The organism is Marinobacter sp. (assembly GCF_035268745.1).
Lineage (GTDB): Bacteria > Pseudomonadota > Gammaproteobacteria > Pseudomonadales > Oleiphilaceae > Marinobacter.
Genome location: NZ_DATFKH010000139.1, coordinates 1 through 18989, shown reverse-complemented (window position 1 = coordinate 18989; position 18989 = coordinate 1). Strand labels below are relative to the sequence as shown.

The window sequence follows — 18989 nt, the reverse complement described above, 5'->3', positions numbered from 1 at the left end:
ATCAAGCTGGAGGTAATTTGTGGAAGATGTAATCAAACAATTGGCCCGGGCCATCCGGGATCGGCACTACGGCAAGTACCGGGGTCTGGTCACCGACGCCGCCGATCCGGAACGGCGCGGTAGGGTAAGAGTGAAGGTGCCCGCCATCTGGGGGGAGCGGGTGGCTCACTGGGCTCTGCCCTGCATGCCTTTCGGCGGCAAGGAAGACCAGGGGTTCTTTTCGGTACCCGAATCGGGGGCTCAGGTCTGGGTAGAATTCGAGGGAGGCGACCCGAACTATCCTATCTGGACCGGCACCTTCTGGCACACCGCCGAGCAGGTGCCCGAAGACGTCCAGCGTGAATCTGAAAGCGCACCGTCCACTCGTGTTTACAAAACGCCCAAGGGCCACAAGCTGGTCCTGGAAGACAAGGACGACGAAGAGCAGGTGCACCTGGAGCACAGCAGCGGCGCCAACCTTGATATCGACTCCCAGGGTACCCTGGCGCTGACCGACGCGGGCGGCGCCACCGTCGTGCTGGACGCGGAAAACAACGAACTGCGCATTGAGGATGCCAATGGCAACAGCCTGCTGCTCAGCAGCAGCGGCACCACGGTGGAAGATGCCGCAGGCAACAAAATTGAAATGGCCGCCAGCGGCATTACCGTCAAGGGAGCCAAAATCGTGCTCGACGGCAGCCAGGTGATGCTCGGCGGCAGCGGCGGCGAGCCCATCATCAAAGGGCAGAGTTTTCTGACCCTGTTTGCCACCCACGTGCACACCTGCACGGCACCGGGCAGCCCCTCGTCGCCACCGATTCCCCAAGGGGAATTCAGCACTCTGTCGATGAAAGTCATGACCAGTTGAGGCCCTTATGGAACGACGACTGAGCCACCCGCCCTATCTGGCCTTTCCCCTGCGGATCGACTCCGAGGGCCCCCGGCTGGCCGACCGGCGACAACACATTCGTGGCCAGATTGAACAGGTCCTGTTCACTCTGGCGGGCGAGCGCGTCTTCCGGCCGGACTTTGGCGCGGGCGTCAAGGCACTGCTGTTCGAGCCCAATAGCGCTCCACTCTGGGCGTTGACCAAACGGCGTCTTACCGCGTCGCTGGCGCAGGCCCTGGCGGGAGAGGTTAGCCCCAAGTCCATCGAAGTAGACATTAGCGGAGAAGACTCGCGCCTGCTGATTACCGTCGCCTATACCCTGGCGGCGATCGGACACAAAGAGCGGCAACAATTTGAAATAGGAGAAACCTGATGGCGGAGACACCCGACATCGAATTGCGTTTCGAGGGGGGGTGCGACGATTGCGGTCTGCGCCGCGCCGATCTGCCGCACACACTGCCCGACCTCGGCGATGACTTCGACTGGGACCTGCGCGACTACGACGGCTTTCGCCTGTTCATGATGGAGGAGTTGGCGGCCCGTTTTCCCGAACGCCAGCGCTGGACCCCGGCCGATCTGGAAATCGCGCTGGTGGAAGTACTCTCGTCGGTACTGGACCAGTTGTCCGACACCCTGGACCGGGTTGCCGGCGAAGCCTTTCTGCAGACTGCTCGCCGGCCGGAATCGGTGCGCCGCCTGCTGCAGATGATCGGCTACGACGCCCTGGGGCTGCATATGCGCCAGCAGTTACCGCCTTTTGATCAGACCGGGCCCAGCGACGAGGAGGCAGAGAACATCGCGCGGCTGGAACAGTACTGGCTGGACCACCCCGAAAAAATGGACGTGGAGCGCCACGAGGGCCCGCGCGCCATTCATTCCCAGCACCGGATCGTCACCCTGGACGACTTCACCATTCGCGTGGAGGAGCATCCGGTGGTCGAACGAGCACAAGCCTGGGAGCACTGGACCGGCAGTTGGTCGATGATCCAGGTGGCGATCATTCCCTGGCAACAGACGCCGCTGGACCGGGCTCAGACATACAGCGACAGCCTCTGGGGCCGCATCAGACAATTCCATAATGAACGGGACCTCTATCTGGCCGAACGCAGTCAGCAGCCCTCAATACGCAGCCTGCTGCGCCATTATCTGGACGACTACCGTCTGCTGGGTCAGGAAGTCCAACTGGTGCCCGCCGACGAGGTCGGCCTGATGATCTCGCTCTCGGTAAAGGTCTCACCCCATTACTTTCAGTCGGAGGTTCGCCGGGCTCTGGAGGAGGCCCTGGGTCGAGGCAGCGGTGGCTTCTTCGAACCGGGCAGGCTGCGTTTTGGCGAGGACATTCGGGCCGGCGACCTGTTCGAGCACCTGATGCGCCTGGACGGGGTGGACAACCTCTGCCTGAATCGCTTCAAACGCATCGGGGAGCGATTCCCCGATCGCAGTGACGAGGGCCATATCGTACTCAGCGGGCTGGAAGTGGCGGTGTGTGATACAGACCAGGACCAGCCCGAGCGGGGCTACTATTACCTGCGCCTGCATGGCGGAAGGAGGGGGTGAAATGGTGAACGATTTGACCCGATGGAACCGTGCCGGACGGAGCCGCTTCCGCCATCTGGGGGAGGACCGGACTGATACCGCGGACGATCTGACCCGTTGGAACCGGGCCGGCCTGAGCCAATTTCGCTACCTGGACGGCAATGCCGCCACTTATCTGGACCAGTTGCGCCGGCGCCTGCAGGAACCGTTTCCAAACTGGCCGGCCATGGCCGTCGAAGAGAGCCCGGACGAATCGGACCGGCAGTGGCGGTCCCGCCTGGACGACCACTATCACGCTGACCACAACGACATGCTCTGGCAACTGAGCCGCAGTTTTGCTCGCACCTGCCACGTCCTCGGCGAACATCTGGACACCTATGCCAACGAGGCCAGCCTGGGCACTGCCACCGAGTGGGAAAACCTGCGCAAGCTGGTGGCCATGCTGGACTATCATCCCAGCCCGCCCGCCTCGGCCTATACCACCCTGGCGATCCAGGCCAAGGGCACCGGCCTCCTTGAGGCCGGTTTCGCCGTGCGCCACACGCCCGACGAAGGTGTTCCGGTGATCTTCGAAACTCTGGAAGACATTGAGCTGGACCCACGCCTGAACGAGCTGCGACTGCCCGGCCATGATCGCAACCCCGAGCGGCTCAGCGGCGAAATTCTGACCCTGGCCGGTGTGCACGACAAACTGACCAGCGGCTCGCCCTTGGTGATCGAAGACGAATTCACCGGAAAGCGCTCTGCCCACCTGATTCAGGGCGTCTGGCTGGACAAGTCACAGGATCGGACCGACGTGCGGGTTGAACCACCGGTTGAGCGGAGTCAGGGCTTCACCCTGGGCCGCTCCCGCATCCATGTGCGACCCAAAGAGCGGCTCAGCCCGCTGGCCCCGGTGCAGAAAAAACCACAACTGCGCTACAACTTGCGCCTGACTGAATCCACAGGCGACCTCAAAGCGGGCGAAGTGGTGGTGCTGAGCCGCCCTGGTAAAAAGTCTGATTTCTTCCGGGTCACCAAAGTGGCGGCACGACATCTAGGTGTTCATCGGCTGATCGGAAGGGTTCATCTGGAAGGTGCCCGACTGTCACGGGCTCTGGAAGTCCCCCTAAGCCGCTGGCACCGGTTTACCCGCTCTGTCGAAGCGGGCAAGAGTTTCAAATACGTGGTGGATGCGGCCGGAGACTGGCGCTGGCTGCAGGGCACCTGGGTGTCACACCGCACGATCATCGCCAGCGAACGTGAGTCAGAGGAAACGCACGAGGAGCTGCCACAGCTGCATGTGGACAAGGCCAACTACTGGCCGGTGGGAGCCGAAGCCCCGCAGACCGGCGACAGTGATGAGGCGGCGGCCATGCGCGAGGGCTACACCACCCTGACACTGCAGTGGCGATTCGATCGGGACAGGGCGGCGAACGTGGAGCATCCAGCCCTGGGCAACAATCCCCAGTACCTGCTGGTCCGGCCCCAGAGCCCCGGCCCCTGGGAAGTCGACCAGTTGCTGAACCAGGAAGCCGGTCCTCTGCCGGACCCGTTAACCACCGAGTTCAGCAAGCACGCGGCGGCCGGTGACCTGGCGGTGGTGGTCAGCGGCAAACGCTGTGCCTGGAGCCAACTCAGCGGCGTGGCCCACGACGACGCGCAGGAACGCAGCGACCTGAGCCCGGGAGACCCATGGGGCCACCACAGCGACCCGGTCCCGTTTTTCCGCGCCGAGAGCGAGGTCTATGTCCACTTCACCGAGGTGCTACGGGCACCGCACTGGGACATCAATGACCGCCGTCTCCCTGGAGGCATCGAGACACTCACCCTGCAAGACCCGGTCGGTGCCCTGAGCGAACGACTGAATAAAGGCCATCGGTTGCTCATCGACAATGGCACCGAGGTGGTCGAGCGACGCATCACCGAGCGGGAAAAGGGTGCCACCCACCTCACACTCACACTGTCGGGCAGCCTTCCGGTTGACAGCCGGGTGGGTCGGCTACGGCTTTACGCCAACACGGTCATCTGCGGCCACGGACGAGGTAAACCCGAGCTTGCCCTGGGCAGTGGCGATGCGACCCGACGCCATCAGGTGTTCGAACTGAAGACTCAAGACGTCAGCTTCATTCCCGACGCCAGCCAGGCCAGCGGGGTGCGGGCGGCCGCGGAGATCCGGGTGGACGGACGGCGCTGGCAGCAAATCGCCAACCTCAAGGACGCCGGCCCGGAGGACGCGGTCTACGCCGTACGCCTGACCCGGGACGATACTCTGGAGTTTCGCTTCGGCGACGGGCGTTACGGCCGCCGCCTGCCCACCGGCAACAATAACGTCCGCATCATCTACCGCCAGGGAGTGGGGCCGACCGGCAACCTGCCGGCTGGCTCCCTGGTCAAGCCGATGAAACCCCACCCCCGGGTGGAGACTGTGCACCAGCCCCTGGCCGCCAGCGGCGGGGCAGGCCGGGAGTCGGCCGACGATCTTCGACAGAGCGCACCGGCCAGCCTGCTCACACTGAACCGCGCGGTGTCGGTCACCGACTTCGCCCGCCTGGCGCGGGCACACGCGAGCATCTGGCAAGCCAGAGCTTTTACCCGACCGGTTCGCCAGCGCCGGGAGTTGCTTGAAGTCGTGGTCATACCCGCTCAGGGAACGGATCTTTCAGAAGAGCTACAGGCCAATCTGCGCCAATACCTGACCGATTACGCCCTGCCGGGCGTGGACGTTCGAGTCCACCGCTACCAGCCCCTGCGGCTTCGGCTGAAAGTCACCTTGCGGGTCAATACCGACCAGTTCGAGCCCGAACCGGTGCGCGAGGCGGCCCGCGCGGCGTTGGTCGAGGCTTTTTCCCTGCGCCATCGGCAGCTGGGCCAGCCCCTTTACCGGGGCGAGATCTATCAGGTCGTGGAGGGCGTTCGCGGGGTGGCCAACTCCACCTGCGAAATACTCCGGGACTCCGGCCCCGCGCCGGACCCGGTGATTCGGGTGCTGCAACCGGAACCGAATGAATGCCTGCATCTGGACTGGGATCACCCCTACATTGATCTGGACGTGGAGGAGTATTCCCCATGAATCGAAGCCAACTGGGGCATCAGCTCTACCAACTCCTGCCCGCCGTCTACCGCGAACGGGACAATGCCCGCTTTAATGCCGAGGGCAAGGTCGAGGAGCCGGGCGACCTGGGCCACCTGCTTGATGCCTACGGCGGTCTCCTGGACCAGTTTCTGCGCACCCTGGAACAACGCTACTACGACAATTTTCCGGACCGTGACCCGCAGCTGGATGAACACGGCCGAGAGCGAAGTTGCCAGCCCTGGCTACTGCCCTATTTTGCGCAGTTGCTGGACGTCGACCTGGTCTCCCCGGACACTGATGGTCAGCGGGAAGAGGTCACCCATGCGGTGTCATGGCGCCAACGCAAGGGCACCCGCGTGGCGGCCGAACGCATTGCCGAAGCGGTGGGGCAGATGGAAGTCGAAGTTCAGGAGGGCTGGCAGCGGCTGGCCACCACCCCGCGAATCGGTGCGCCGCTACTGCCGGAGCACCACTTCGGCGTCGACCGAAGCATACCCCGGGACGCATCTCCTGCCGAGCGCGCCCGCCACCCGGGGCTGCCCAGCGTCACACCCGACACTCGTTACGCGTCCCGCTCGCAACTGACCCGGCCCGGCGACCCGTCCGCCCGGCGTACCCGCTTCCAGGGCAAGACTCAGCACTGGGTACAGGTCAATCCCGGCGGCACGCCCTGCTTTCCCGGCAGCTATCAGGACCATTCCCGGCGTACGCCGGATCTGCGGACCCCCACACCCGACCGGGGTCACTACCACCCGCGCCGGGTCTTGCTGTTTGCGGCGCCGCCGGACGGCCTCTGCGATCGTCACGCCCCGGGGATGCGTTGGTCCAATCTGGAGGAGAAACTCCAGGAGTGGACGGACAACCCCGAGAAGGAGCCGCTGATGGAAGTGCGGGAATACCCCATCGAGTGGCACGGCGAAGAGTGGACCTGTCGCCACTACCGTGGGCTGACCGACGCCCCCCTGAAAATGCGCGGCGTGCTCAAGCTGGAGTCGCCCTACCTCTACCGGTTTGAGAATCTGTGGCTCGATAACAAAGTGACCCTGCACGCCGGGCGCGCCGAACTGATTGATTGCGCGGTGCGCCAGATTTATGTGCAAACCGCCGAACGGAACTGGCCAGCCCTCAACGCCCGCGCCAGCCTATTCAATAAAATCGAAGTGCCGCATGGGCTGGTACAGCTGGAATACTGCACCGTGCTTGAGACCCTCCTGGCCGAGCGCCTGAACCTGAGCGACAGCATCAGCCTGGCGCGCCCGCGCAAGCATCGGATCGACCGGGATGTGCCGGCCGCCGGTTGCCTGCGCCACAGCCGCGTACCGCGCATCCCTGAGAGCGAGTGGGTGGCCGACGGCGAGCGCTCCGAGCTGCAACTGGCCCGCTCAAGTTGTACGCACCGCCTGCCAGTGTTTACCACCAGCCAGTTCGGGGAGCCGGGCTGCGGTGTACTGCACTGGAACGGCTCCGCGGAAATCGCGACCGGGGCGGAAGACGGTGGTGAAATGGGGGCCTATCACGACGCCCGCCACCGGCTCGCCTGGCAGGCGGTGCAGGACAAATTGGCCAACTATCTACCGCTGGGCACAGAAGCCGCCTTGATTCCCGACGACAGCTTGCAGTGCGCACCGCCCACCCGGCGCTGAATCCTGGACGAATGACACAGAGCACAAAAGAGGCCATCCATGAAAACCCAGACTTCGCACACAACACCGATCGACAATCCAGGCTATAGCGGTGTCTACCAACAACAGGGCCGAATGATCACCGACGCCGACTGGAATGCCCTGACCGACATTGAAAAACAACGGCTGGTCAGCGCCCTGCGCGACGCCATTGCCAGCGGTGCGCCGCGTCAGGGAGGCCTGGCCATAGGGAGTGGGGGCGATGACCCGCTGATCGAACCCGGCATACTCTATGTGGACGGCGTGCCCGCGCGTCTGCAGGGCGAGAGTAGTAAGCCCATCCCGCTCAGCGGCCAACCCGATTGCGCGGCCCTGCCCAGGCTGGAAAATCGCGGCGGGCAGCCGGCCACACTTTTCGCGGATGTCTGGGAACTCGGCGTGACTGCGCTGGAAGACCCCGAGCTGATGGACCCGGCTCTGCACGGGGCCGACAGCACCACCCGAACCCGTACCCTGGTTCAGGTGAAATGGATTCCGGGCGAATGGGAGACACTGCCCGACGTCCTTGCTGAGCGGGGCAGTGCCCCTCTGACCCTGACCTTGCGAAAAATCGTGGTGGGCGATGATCCCTGCGACCCCTGTGCCAGCGAAATGGATCTGGATGAGCGCATCGGCAACTACCTGTTCCGCGTGGAAGTCCATGACGTTTTCATAAAAGACGCCGAGCGCCACCTGGTCCTCAAGTGGTCCCGGGACAATGGCGCCGAAGCCCATGAGGTAGAGCACGCGCCCCCCGGTTTCAACCAGGGTCACTGGGTCTGGGAGTTTTACGACGCAGACAGCGAAAAAACCGCCGGTCTGTATTTCCCGGAGGATCACCCGGTACAGCGGGGTGTGCTGAAAACCGAATTCACTGTTCCCGATGCATCGGAGGGGCCCCACCATTTTGTTCGTCAATGGGATGGTTATCTTGTTCTCAATCTGGATACCCAAACCCTGGAGGAGGGCCAGGACCGTGGCACCAGGCTGCACACCAGTGGCTCCTCCGACGCTCATGGCTGGGTCGGCCTGGATGACGGCCACCTGACGCTGAACAGCGAGCTGCTGGAATTCCAGTTGACTCATAAGGACCAACACTTCCTGCCGGGAGACTACTGGCAGGCCGCCGTGCGCGAGACGGTTCACAACTCCGGTGATCGGGTGCTGGGCTCGGCCGGGGAGGGCGAAGCGCCTCTGGGAGTCCGGCACCATTACCTGATACTGGGACACCTCAATGCCGATGGCACATTGGTCGAACACGACGACGCCGAACGGCGCCGTTTTGCCTTCCCGCCACTGACGGACCTCAAGGCTTCCGACGTGGGCTTTACCCAACAATGCGAAAACCTCTATCACAACGCCGAAAATGTTCAGCAGGCCCTGGACGCCCTGTGCGACATCGGCGCCGAGGATATCGCTTATCGCCTCCCGGACGCATGCGAGGATCAGGATCTGACACCGCGCGAGTTGTTGGAGAAAGTGGCTGACGATCAGTGGCCCAAGGATAAAACCACCGTCGAGACTCTGCTCGACACCTTGCTGTGCCACTTCAACAGCGACGCGCTGCCCCACACACTGAAAGACTGCAAAAGCGAGGAGGGCCCCTCCTATCGCGAACTTTTAAAACTGGAGAAAAAACACCAACCAACCTCCGATGTGCTCAACCAGATCTTGTGCGAAACCACCGCCCAACGAATCCCCTTGGATCGCGAGGCGGAGCTGTGTGAGGAACTCAAGCGCGCCGAAGCGCAAACCGTGCAGGAAGCGCTCAATGTGCTGTGCCGACGCGACACCGGTGGTGGCTGTGCCAGGGTGGTAGAACCGGGCCAACTGGAAGGCGTCTTGCGTGACGTAATGGCGTCAAACGCCGAACATATCTGGTTGTGTCTGAAGCCGGGAGAGCATCCCATTACGGGGGACATCCCAGTCTCTGCGAAAAAGCTGATCCGAATCACCGGCGCGGGTTACCACGCCAGTCAAATTCGAATGACCTTCAGGGAATGGGGCTTGAAGGCACCCGAAATTTACCTGGTGGATCTAAGCATTCAGTTTGGCGACAATGTACGAGGTACCATTGAGATAGATGGAGCCGACGTCACAATGGAGCGTTTGCAAATTCAGGGTTCTGAACGGCAGGATGAAGGACCCATGCTGCGGATCCTCAGCTCTCACAGCGGAGGGCTCAACTCGCTCTTTCTGAACAACAGCCGCCTCTTGGCCCGAGGTGGCACGGCCCTGTTTCTGGAGCACGTGAGCCAACGCGCGCTGATTCAGAACAACTATATTGCCGGAGAAGTGCACTACAGTCATTCCATCAGCAAGCAGGTCGACCCACACACCCAAAATATCAGAAGCAATCGCATAGAAGGTGACCGGGTCGAAGGGAAAGATAGCGCCTTTATTATCGAAAACAACACAGTGCAACGGTGGGTCAGTTTAATGGAGTCGGGCCTGGTCAGGCGTGGCGCACTCTCTCAACCGGTCAGCGGGCCCGTAACACTGGCAGTCAACCAGAACAGCCTTGGTGTTGGCTCGAGCTTCATCGGGCAGCGCTTGAACGCCTACGGAAATCAGTTATTCGGAGCATCCGGAAACGATCAACCAGAAACGGCCGTCTGGTTGATTGCCAATCAATTGATCGCGACGGGCCACATGGGCGACCCGCCAAGTCTTGTCGGTCGATTCAGCGCTTTCCGCCACTCGCTGGACAATAACCTGCTGGATTTTAAGCAACTCTAAGCAATTAACCACAAAGGTGAGCTTATGGCTGTGCACTCGTTACATCGCAAGCACCGGAGACGCCGTTTTCTGGGCGCAGATTTCGTGGCGCTGCCGGGCGACAACCGCGCGGTCACTCACATAGTTCAGCCCAAACTGCGTGTCAGTCAGAAAGACGACTCGCAGGAGAGTGAAGCGGACACGGTCGCCGACCGGGTGATGGGTTCGGGTGGAGCACTGGAAACGAGTGCCGGGGAGGCCGCCGTGCAGCTTCAGTGCGCCGAGTGCGAGCAGGAAAACGAAGAAACTCAATGTTTGCAACGCAAAGCCCAACCCGAAGCGGAAGAAGACCGGGAAGAGAAGGAAGAGGACGAGCGCCTCGACACCAAGAGGCACGCCGGCACCGGCGAAGCGCAAATGGTTGGTGACAATCTGACCCAGCGGATTCAACGTCGACGGGGCCAGGGGAGCCCTCTGCTCCCCTCGGAACAGGCGTTTTTCGAACCCCGGTTCGGTCGTCGGTTTTCACGGGTGCGCCTGCATACCGACCCGGAGGCTCAACAGCTCTCGGAGAGCATCAACGCCCGAGCCTTTACCCTGGGTCAGGATATTTTTTTCAATCGCGGGGAATACCGCCCGGGACAGCCGGAAAGCCGACACCTGATGGCCCATGAGCTGACCCATACCTTGCAGCAAAGCGGCGCAAGGACGGCGCTTCTTCAACGGGAAGAGAAGGGTCAGGGGCAGAGCGGGGACAAACCGTATTCTTACGGACCAGATGGTTTCCGCTTTGAACCGTTCGGCGAAACCTGTGAACACCAGGAAGTCAGCGACACGGCGGTCCGGCAACACATACTGGAAAGCCTGGAGCGCAACGGTGATGATCCGGGCTCTGCCTTTTCATCATTGCGAGGTGAACGCGAACGCAACTGTTGCGATGTCGACTTGGCCGCAGCGGAGCACTACATGTGGGCTCGTGCAGAAGTTCAAAGCGGCGAAACCTCCTATGCCAGTATGGTAGCGCAGATTTCTATCCACGGCGCCGGCAAAGCGGTGATCCCTGACCCACTTATTCCCAGAACCGGAAGGTGTCCCCCGACACCCACATCGGGAGCGCAGATTGAATGGGCATTGGCCGGGGCCTCCGCTGGGCAAAAGCGCCGGAAGGAGTAGTCATGCAGGGCTTCGCCGGCCATAAATCTGACCCTGCGCGCGCGCCATCCCAAACGGCGCCCCAGGCGGTAGCGAAGCCCCGCGCCCAGCGTAAATCCATCGCCCAGATCATTGGCCACTGGAATGTGCAGCCCAAGCTGCAACTGGGCGCTCGCAATGATCCGTTAGAGCAGGAGGCGGATCGCACCGCCGAGCGGGTGGTGGCCATCACAGAATTGGCCCCGGGGGAGAGCTCCGCGAGCCGGCCCCCTCCCATTTCACCCGTGGCCAGAGCGGCGTCCCGCCCACCGTCAGAGACGGGCGAGTCTGCACCCGACGAGACCTCGGAGCTGGAGGGGGAGGAACGTGATTCACTACCAGAGGACCTGACCCGGCGCATCGGAGAACTTCAGCACCGGGGCCGCCCTCTGCCCCGGCAACTGCGCGACTATATGGAGCCGCGCTTCGGACGGGATTTTTCCTCGGTGCGTATTCACACCGACGAGCCAGCGGCGCAACTGTCCGAGTCTATTCACGCCCGCGCCTTCACGCTTGGTGAGCACATTGCCTTCGGCCGCAACAGCTATCAGCCGGAGAGTCCGGGCGGCAGGAAGCTCATTGCCCACGAACTGACCCACGTCGTGCAACAGCGGGGACAGCCGCCAACGGAGCCTGATCGGGCCGTCCGCCGTCTGTCGTTTGGCGATATTCCCGGGGTCTCCGCCGTGGCCGATTTTATCGGCGACGCCGTCGACAGCGCCGGTAACCTGATCGCCTCCAAAGGCTGGGGGCTCGTCCGGCGCTACGCCCCCGGTCTGGAGCCCATCCTCAGGAAAGGCCCGTTGGCGTGGTTAAAAGATACCATCAGCTCCGCATTCGACGGCGTGGTGGACACTCTCAACCAATTAAGCCCGGGGCCGGCGCTGGATACACTGACCGAGACCTTCAGCGGGCTGCTAGAGCGCGCCGGCACCATCATGCAGGCGCTGATGTCCGGAAATTGCGAACCACTGTTCAACGCCATCGGCGAGCTCAAGAGTTTTGTTGTCGAGGTGGCGGGCAATGCCTGGAACAGACTTACCGACTTTCTCTCACCGGTCGGTGATTTTTTCTCCGAGCTTTGGGCCAGCACCGGTGCCCGCGCCGTGGACTGGCTGAGCGAGTTTGCCGGTGACACCTGGGACTCAATTCAGAATCTCGGACGACAGATCTGGGATTGGAGCCAACCCATTCGCGACGCCGTCGGGGCCGCCTGGGACTGGATCAAGAAACAACTTTTTGGCTCCGAAGAGAATGCCGTTGAAGACAACGCCGGTGGTATTACCGGCTGGATTACCGCCAAGGCGAGTCAAGCCTGGAATTGGGTCAAGGATCGAACACGCCCTGTCTGGCAGCCCATTCAGCAGGGGATGGCATTTCTGAATGAGCTGATTCCACCGGAATTCATCAGCAACCTGGGCGAGGATATGTCCGAGCTCAGCCAGAACCTGAACCAGACGGAACAGCAGCTGGGCGGCAGTGACGACGAACAGCCCGGCCGCGGCCTGGCCGCCAACCGCGAAGCCCTGGTCGGCGCACTGCCTTCGCTGCAGAGTGTCTTGACGCGAGTACGCGCGGTGCTGGTGAACTCGGGACAGTGGCTAACCCTCAAAGTGGGCGGCCTGCGCGATAAAGTGTTGAACTTCTTCACCAGTCTCAAAAGCAACACGCTGCTCGCGCATCTATCGTCGTCTTTGAACTGGCTGGAAAGCGGCATCCGCCGACTGTGGGGCTGGGCGGAGAACAGCGTCGTGGGCCTGTTTAACCGACTGGTCGAGGGCTTCGACCGGCTGACGCCTCTGGTCACCCATCTGTTGGGCGTGACCCGAAGGCTGATCGCCGCGGCTGGTGATCTGCTGACGCTGCCCCAACTGATACTATCCAATGTCTGGGGGCTGATCCCCGAATGTATTCGCAACCCCATTAAAGATTTTCTGGTCGAGCAGATACTCGGGCGCATTCCGGTATTCAACCAACTGATGAAGGTGCCCGACCTCTGGGAGCGGGCACAGGCAACGGCCATGCGTATTGTGCGGCAGGTGTTCGTCGACGGCAACATCTCCGCTGCCGCCTGGAGCTTTTTCCAGGCCATGCTGAAACTGATTGGTCTCCCCCCGCAACTGGTTGTTCAGGTGCTGGCCCGTGCCACAGGTGCCATAGGGGAAATTCTCACCGACCCCATAGGCTTTATTACCAATGCCCTGCGAGCGGTCTGGCAGGGGTTTTCCCAGTTCTTTCGCAATATTGGCAACCACCTGTTGAGTGGTGTGAGCGGTTGGTTCTTCGGGCATATGCGCGATGCCGGTATCACGCCCCCCGAAAACTTTTCCCTGCGTTCGGTTCTGGGTGTGGTAATGCAGATTCTGGATATTACCCGGGAGCGCATCTTCGACCGCCTTGGTCGTCGCATTGGCCGCTCCACTGCCGACCGACTGCGCAGCATGCTTGATCGGGCGACCGGCGTCTGGCGCTTTGTCCGAACCGTGGTCGAAGAAGGGCCGGGCGCTTTGTGGGAGGAACTGCAACAACGATTGAGTGATCTGGGTAATCAATTACTCGACGGTATTGTCGGCTGGGTAACCGAGACCATTATTCAGCGGGTCAGCGCCCGATTGCTGACCATGCTCGATCCCTCGGGCATCATGGCCGTAGTCAATGCGCTGGTAACGCTGTACCAGACCATCGAAACCTTTGCTGAGCGCCTCCGTGAAATGCTGGAGGTGGTCAACAGCTTCTTGCAGGGCGTCAATGATATTGCCAAAGGCTCTCTGTCTCAGGCCGCCAACTTCCTGGAAAACGCAATGGGGCAGGCGATTCCCGTCATTCTCGCGTTTCTGGGCAAGTACGCGGGTCTTGGCAACCTGAGCGAGCGCATCCGGGAAATGGTGGAATCCATCCGTGAGCGGGTGGACGCTGCTCTCGACTGGCTGATCGACCGGGCCATTCGAGGCGGGCGAGCCCTGATCGACCTTGCCCGCCGTGGCGGCCGAGCGGTAAAGCGGGGGGCTCGAGCCCTGGCCAACTGGTGGAAACCGAAGAAAGATTTCAAGGCCGACAACGGTGAAGAGCACAGTCTTTACACAGAAGAATCTGGGACTGGTGTCACCTTAATGATGGCCTCGGAAGATCCAAAAAGGTATCAGAACTACCTTGAAGGTCTGGAGCTCGAGGGCCTCAACGAACAAAAGCGCAAAAAGGCATTGGGTATCGCCAAATCTCTCGACGAGAATTTGGCCACCATGAAAGGTTGGGAGAGTCGGCAAGAAGAGACGGGTAACGAGGCCGCTATTAACAGTGGCAACAACCAAGACGCTCAGGCGTTCTTTGACGTTGAGGTCAAGCCAAAGTTCGATGAGCTAGTTGAAATCACCATGACAATATTACCTGAGCCAGGATCGGCAGGAGATGGTATTGCGTCCACACCACCAATCTACGGACCGACAACGGATCGAGGTTTCGGAACTTCAGTCGAAGCACCCTTGCTCGGGAAAGATATAGTCGGCACTGGCAGCACAACTGCTTCTGCTCCCCCCAATGAAAACTGGGAAAAGCTCAGAAAACGGAAGAAGGGGAAAAGCAGCTACTTTGTCAGGGGACATCTTCTCAACCACCACTTGGGTGGAAAAGGGGAGTGGAAAAACCTGACTCCATTAACGCGCTCTGCAAACGCTACCATGAGCCACTCTTTTGAAGAGCACGCCAAGGAGGCCGTCGAAAAAAACCATAAGTTTATCAACTACATAGTAACAGCCAACTACTCTGGAAGCAGCCACCCACTGGAAAACGAAGTTCAAGAACTCCGTGAATCCGGAAATCCGGAAGATGGAAACTTGGCGGATGTTATCGAGGTCGAGCGTGACATACCGAGCAAGCTCGAAGTTGCGGCAAACGTTCTGAACCATTCGGGTGACAGTGGAAAGTACGAAAAAGGAGAGAGTTTAGAAGAAAAGCAAGACATCAAGAATGAATTTTTCACCAATAGTGTTGAAGACTACTCACTTTCTGCCAGCGACTACGAAAAACTCTACATTAACGATACTCTTCGAAACTATGACCCGAAAAAAGGTGAAGACGATCCTGCAATAGTAGCACTGAAGAATTTTGGCTCAATTGACGAAAAAACAGCTCTCGATATCGCGAACAAAATGCCCTCCTCCGGCTACCGTACCTATGGCGAGTTACGTGAACTCGCCGGAATATCAGAGGACCGATGGAGGGGAATCAACGACGACCCACGATATCGCATAAGATTGTACAGCCGACCATAAACCTCGGAGGCCGTTTTGGCATGAACCGTCCAGTTCAGACATCATTCGAACGTAAACTCGCCGATCCTTACGCCTTTGCCTTGCTGCAATGGCCCGCACTGCTTGCTTTGCTCTCCCTGCAACAGGGAGGCTGGTGGCTGGCGTTGAAAATCGCTTTGGGCCTCTGGTTGGGGCTGATGTGCCTCGCTGCCTACGCCGGGCGGCGGCCGGGAAGGATCGCGTTTGGCAATTCCATGCTACTGAGCAACGGCGCGATTGGCCTGGGTTGGTGGGTCTACCCGAGTCCCTGGCTACTTGCCTGCATTGCCCTGGCGTTGCTACTGCTTTATACGGGGCAGCGCGCTCTGTTCCGCGATAATGCCGAAACGATCGAGACTACCGTAGAATAGTTCATATAGTTTCGAGACGGCCTGGCACAGCCAGACTCAAGGCGATGAACGGAACTTGACAGACTCGCGCCGAAGCGATTGACTGAATCAGGAGATGGTCACCGTTCTGGTGTGCCGCTCGCTCGGGGAAAGCGCAATGCGCAAGTTGAATCGGGGATTCTGGTTTGGTCTCTCGATTGTTATTCTGCGCCCCCGCTCGATGTCGCCAGCGCAGTGGTGTTGAGCGACAACGACGATTCCTTCGAGCACAAACTGCGTATGGTCAGCAGCGCCAACCGGCGCACGAGGGTATCGTTGCCGACGTGGACATGTCCTCTCTCGATATTGAAATCTCAAAGGGCTGGTTCAGTTTCTCGATTACTGACAAGTTGTCGTCCTACATCGAAGGCAGTCGGATCTCGGCCAAGTCGGTTGAGATTCCCTCCGGGCAATACCGGGTTGAGATCCTTGTCCGGGATCTGAAAGGCAATGAAACCGAGGCCGTATATGGCATGAGTGTGCGATAGCGCTGACCCCGCTGCCACGAAGGTTCGAGTGTCAGGCGCAGATTGGTAAAGCTGCTGAAAAGAAGCCAAATGGGGAGATTCAGTTGCCCAGACTATCCAGCCGGCGCGGCTTCGCAATACCGAAGCCCTGACCGTAGTCTACCTGGATTTCCCGGAGCGCCTCCATGATTTCCATGTCTTCCACATACTCCGCAATCGTGCGGAGATCCAGAAAATGGCACAGTTCGTTGATTGAACGCACCATCGCATAGTTGGTCATATTGGTGTTGAGGTCGCGAACAAAGGCGCCGTCGATCTTCACGAAGTCCACGGGCAGCTTTTGCAGATAGGCATAGGAAGACATGCCGGTACCGAAATCATCCAGGGCAAAGCGACAGTGCAGGCGTTTGAGCTCACGCATGAAATCGGAAGCAAAGTGAAGGTTGGCAATGGCCGAGGTCTCGGTAACCTCGAAACAGAGCTTGGGTGCAAACTCCGCCTTCGCCCTGAGGGTGGATTCGAGGTTGAGCATAAAGTCGTCATCGCTTAACGAGGCACCGGACAGATTGACGTTGAGCGTTGCAATCTTCGTTATGGCTTCCGGGTTCTGGCGCATCCAGCTCATCACCTCGGAAACCACCCACAGATCCACCGTGGTACTGCGCCTGAATTGCTCGGCCGCCTCGATATAACCCTGGGGGGAAATCTCCTTGCCCGAGCTGTCCTTCAGTCCCAGCAAAATCTCATAGCTGTTGCCTTCAACGAACCCGGGATCCAGAGCAACGATGGGTTGGGCCCGCAGGTACAGGCTGCCGTCGCGAATCGTACGGTCAATCTCCGTCACCCATTGCGGGCCACTCACTTGCGACTTCTCGCCCGTACCGCGTGCCAGCTCAATACGGTTGCCACCCAGTTTTTTCGAGGCTCCCAGCGAGAGGCTTGCCTGGTTCAGAAGGTCGCCAGGCGAGCAGGCTGCGCCCGTTACAGACCTTATGCTCATGCTCACAGTCACCCGGTATTCTGTCGAACCATGGCGGAAGACGTGAACTTCAATCCGCCGTCGGAGGGATTCCGCAAAATCGAGACAATCCTCTATTGCCATGCTACCAAAAAGGATTGCGAACTCATTGCCACTGATCCTGCCGGTGCAGGCTTCCGGAAAACGCGACCCGCAATCATTGCGAAGCATGTCGGCAATGGACTTCAACAGCGCGTCACCGGCCTCTGCGCCAAAGGAAGCATTAACGACACTGAATTCGTCAATGTCCAGTACCAGCAAAGCTGCGTGGTCTTGCCCTGAAAGTTGCGGTAACCTGTTGATCAGTTGCCAGACCTGTTTTTCGAAATCGTGTCGATGCATCAGGCCGGTCAGAGCATCGTGTGTGGCCTGAAAGTTCAGCTTTCGATAGATGTCTTCGACGACTGTGAACAGGCTTTGGTCGAGAAACGGGATTTCCCCGTCCTCGACCAGCCAGGCCTCGCCCCCGGCCAGTTTGCGGGTAAATTCAGGGAAGTCGTAGCTGATCTCGCTCATACCCTTGGGGGAGAGGAAGACGAATCGCAGCGACTCCTCGCCACCCCATACCAGTCGCATCCGGCGGGTCTCGCCGCTGTCCAGCCCGAGTTCAACCCAGTCGCCGACAGCCAGACCTTTTGCCCTCGATGCCCAGCGGCTCTGTTCGAGTTCAGCCGGTAACGTTGCCACGGCGTCATCCGTTTCGCCGTACATTTCCAGCCAGGAAGTCGTTACCATCAGATCGCCTGCAAGAATGCCCGACAACTCTTTGATGATGGCACGGGTCCGCGCCGGATCGCCCACTGTTTTAAGCTCACGTTCAATGAACTGGAGCATGACCCCGCTTTCCAGTTCTTTTTCGAACGCAAGCTCACCAGACGTGCCATCGGGAGATAGCCAGGCCTGCAATTGCGTTACCACGTCAAAGAGTTCTTCACATTGACGGCTTTGCGGACCCTCCCGCAACATGGCCAGCACGATGAGCTGTTCCCAGCCAGCCTCAAGGAGTCTGACCAGAATGTCGGGTGTCTGTCGCCCCCCCAGAAGCGCAGAAAGCCGCTTCTGGGCGGTCCTGCGGGTCCGGCGCAGACGTTCCTTGCCTTCCAGGTTTTTTGCCAGTCTTTCGGAGTTGCGGATGAACGACTGGTCCTGGCGTTCCACCAACTGCCTGAGCCGCTGGCCGACATCTTCCAGCAGACCTGAATCCGCCTTTTCCATCGCCGTCAGTTCGCTGATGATATCGGCAACCGTGGCCTCGAGTTTCTTGCCGGAGACTCTCTCTGCAAGACACAGTCGCATCAGGTCATTGATTATGTCCCGGGTCGGATGATCCCCCTCGCTCAGGAAATCGGGTGTCTCGATAAGCGTTTCGAAAACCGGCAATCGCAGCATTTGTAACTGCTGGCGAACCGGCGCGGAGAGATTCAGCTGGGTTTGCAGAGGCGCAAATATCCGGTCCACAAGGCTGGCTTTGTCAACAGCGCTCTGGTCAAGTGCGCTCGCAACTTCCGGGTCTGAATCTGCCATGTCCCGGAGCAGGCCTGTCATCGCGGGTTCGCCGTCTCGCAGGCGTGACAGGATCTCGGGGCGTCTGGAGCCGAGGTTTTCTTTCAGTTGCAGGTTTGGTTCCTGCCAGTTGGGGCCATCTGTCCCGTGACTGGCTGTCCCGTAACCATCCTCCAGCGCCATTAACTGGAAGATTGATTGTGTGGCTCTGGCGGAGGCTGCACCTGGCTGGCCGGCTTCCCGGGCGCTGCTGCGCTGGTCCTGACCGCTTTCGGCTATTGGTTTTTTCAGCTCTGA

11 protein-coding genes and 1 pseudogene are annotated in these 18989 nt (G+C 60.2%); 11 read left to right on the top strand and 1 reads right to left on the bottom strand.

The features are described from left to right. The first annotated feature begins 19 nt into the window (after nt 1-19). The 11 genes and pseudogenes from VJ956_RS11060 (at nt 20) to VJ956_RS11015 (ending at nt 16192) form a co-directional block, all read left to right on the top strand. Complete coding sequence (locus VJ956_RS11060; protein ID WP_324084812.1) at nt 20-847, top strand: phage baseplate assembly protein V; 828 nt, start codon at nt 20-22, stop codon at nt 845-847. 7 nt (nt 848-854) lie between these two features. After that, nucleotides 855-1241 (top strand): GPW/gp25 family protein, encoded by a 387-nt coding sequence (locus tag VJ956_RS11055; RefSeq protein ID WP_324084810.1) that lies wholly within the window; start codon nt 855-857, stop codon nt 1239-1241. Next, the gene (locus VJ956_RS11050) at nt 1241-2425 is read left to right on the top strand and encodes a hypothetical protein (protein ID WP_324084808.1); all 1185 of its coding nucleotides are present in this window, start codon (nt 1241-1243) and stop codon (nt 2423-2425) included. Before VJ956_RS11055 ends, VJ956_RS11050 begins: the two co-directional genes overlap by 1 nt. 1 nt (nt 2426) lies before the next feature. Beyond that, on the top strand, nt 2427-5456 hold the full coding sequence (locus VJ956_RS11045) for a baseplate J/gp47 family protein (protein ID WP_324084806.1): 3030 nt from the start codon (nt 2427-2429) through the stop codon (nt 5454-5456). Next, a complete protein-coding gene (locus VJ956_RS11040) occupies nt 5453-7102 on the top strand; it encodes a phage tail protein (RefSeq protein WP_324084804.1) in 1650 nt (549 codons plus the stop codon). The genes VJ956_RS11045 and VJ956_RS11040 overlap by 4 nt, the downstream gene beginning before the upstream one ends. A gap of 39 nt (nt 7103-7141) precedes the next feature. Next, a complete protein-coding gene (locus VJ956_RS11035; RefSeq protein WP_324084802.1) occupies nt 7142-9859 on the top strand; it encodes a DUF6519 domain-containing protein in 2718 nt (905 codons plus the stop codon). A 24-nt stretch (nt 9860-9883) separates the two neighbouring features. Beyond that, nucleotides 9884-11011 carry a DUF4157 domain-containing protein gene (locus tag VJ956_RS11030; protein WP_324084800.1) on the top strand — a complete coding sequence of 376 codons (1128 nt, stop codon included), beginning with the start codon at nt 9884-9886 and terminating at the stop codon, nt 11009-11011. Further along, nucleotides 10963-11637 (top strand): annotated as a pseudogene (locus VJ956_RS16355) (DUF4157 domain-containing protein); the annotation flags it as partial. The gene VJ956_RS11030 and the pseudogene VJ956_RS16355, both read left to right, overlap by 49 nt. Before the next feature lie 78 nt (nt 11638-11715). Beyond that, nucleotides 11716-15297, top strand: coding sequence for a DNA/RNA non-specific endonuclease (locus VJ956_RS11025; protein WP_324084798.1), 3582 nt, complete (start codon nt 11716-11718; stop codon nt 15295-15297). A 20-nt stretch (nt 15298-15317) separates the two neighbouring features. Then, nucleotides 15318-15686 carry a hypothetical protein gene (locus VJ956_RS11020; RefSeq protein ID WP_324084795.1) on the top strand — a complete coding sequence of 123 codons (369 nt, stop codon included), beginning with the start codon at nt 15318-15320 and terminating at the stop codon, nt 15684-15686. Between the two features lie 308 nt (nt 15687-15994). Beyond that, nucleotides 15995-16192 carry a hypothetical protein gene (locus VJ956_RS11015; RefSeq protein ID WP_324084793.1) on the top strand — a complete coding sequence of 66 codons (198 nt, stop codon included), beginning with the start codon at nt 15995-15997 and terminating at the stop codon, nt 16190-16192. Nucleotides 16193-16271: 79 nt separating this feature from the next. Here the strand turns inward: VJ956_RS11015 and VJ956_RS11010 are convergent. Further along, a partial coding sequence (locus tag VJ956_RS11010) for a DUF1631 family protein (protein ID WP_324084791.1) occupies nt 16272-18989 on the bottom strand: 2718 nt, incomplete at its 5' end.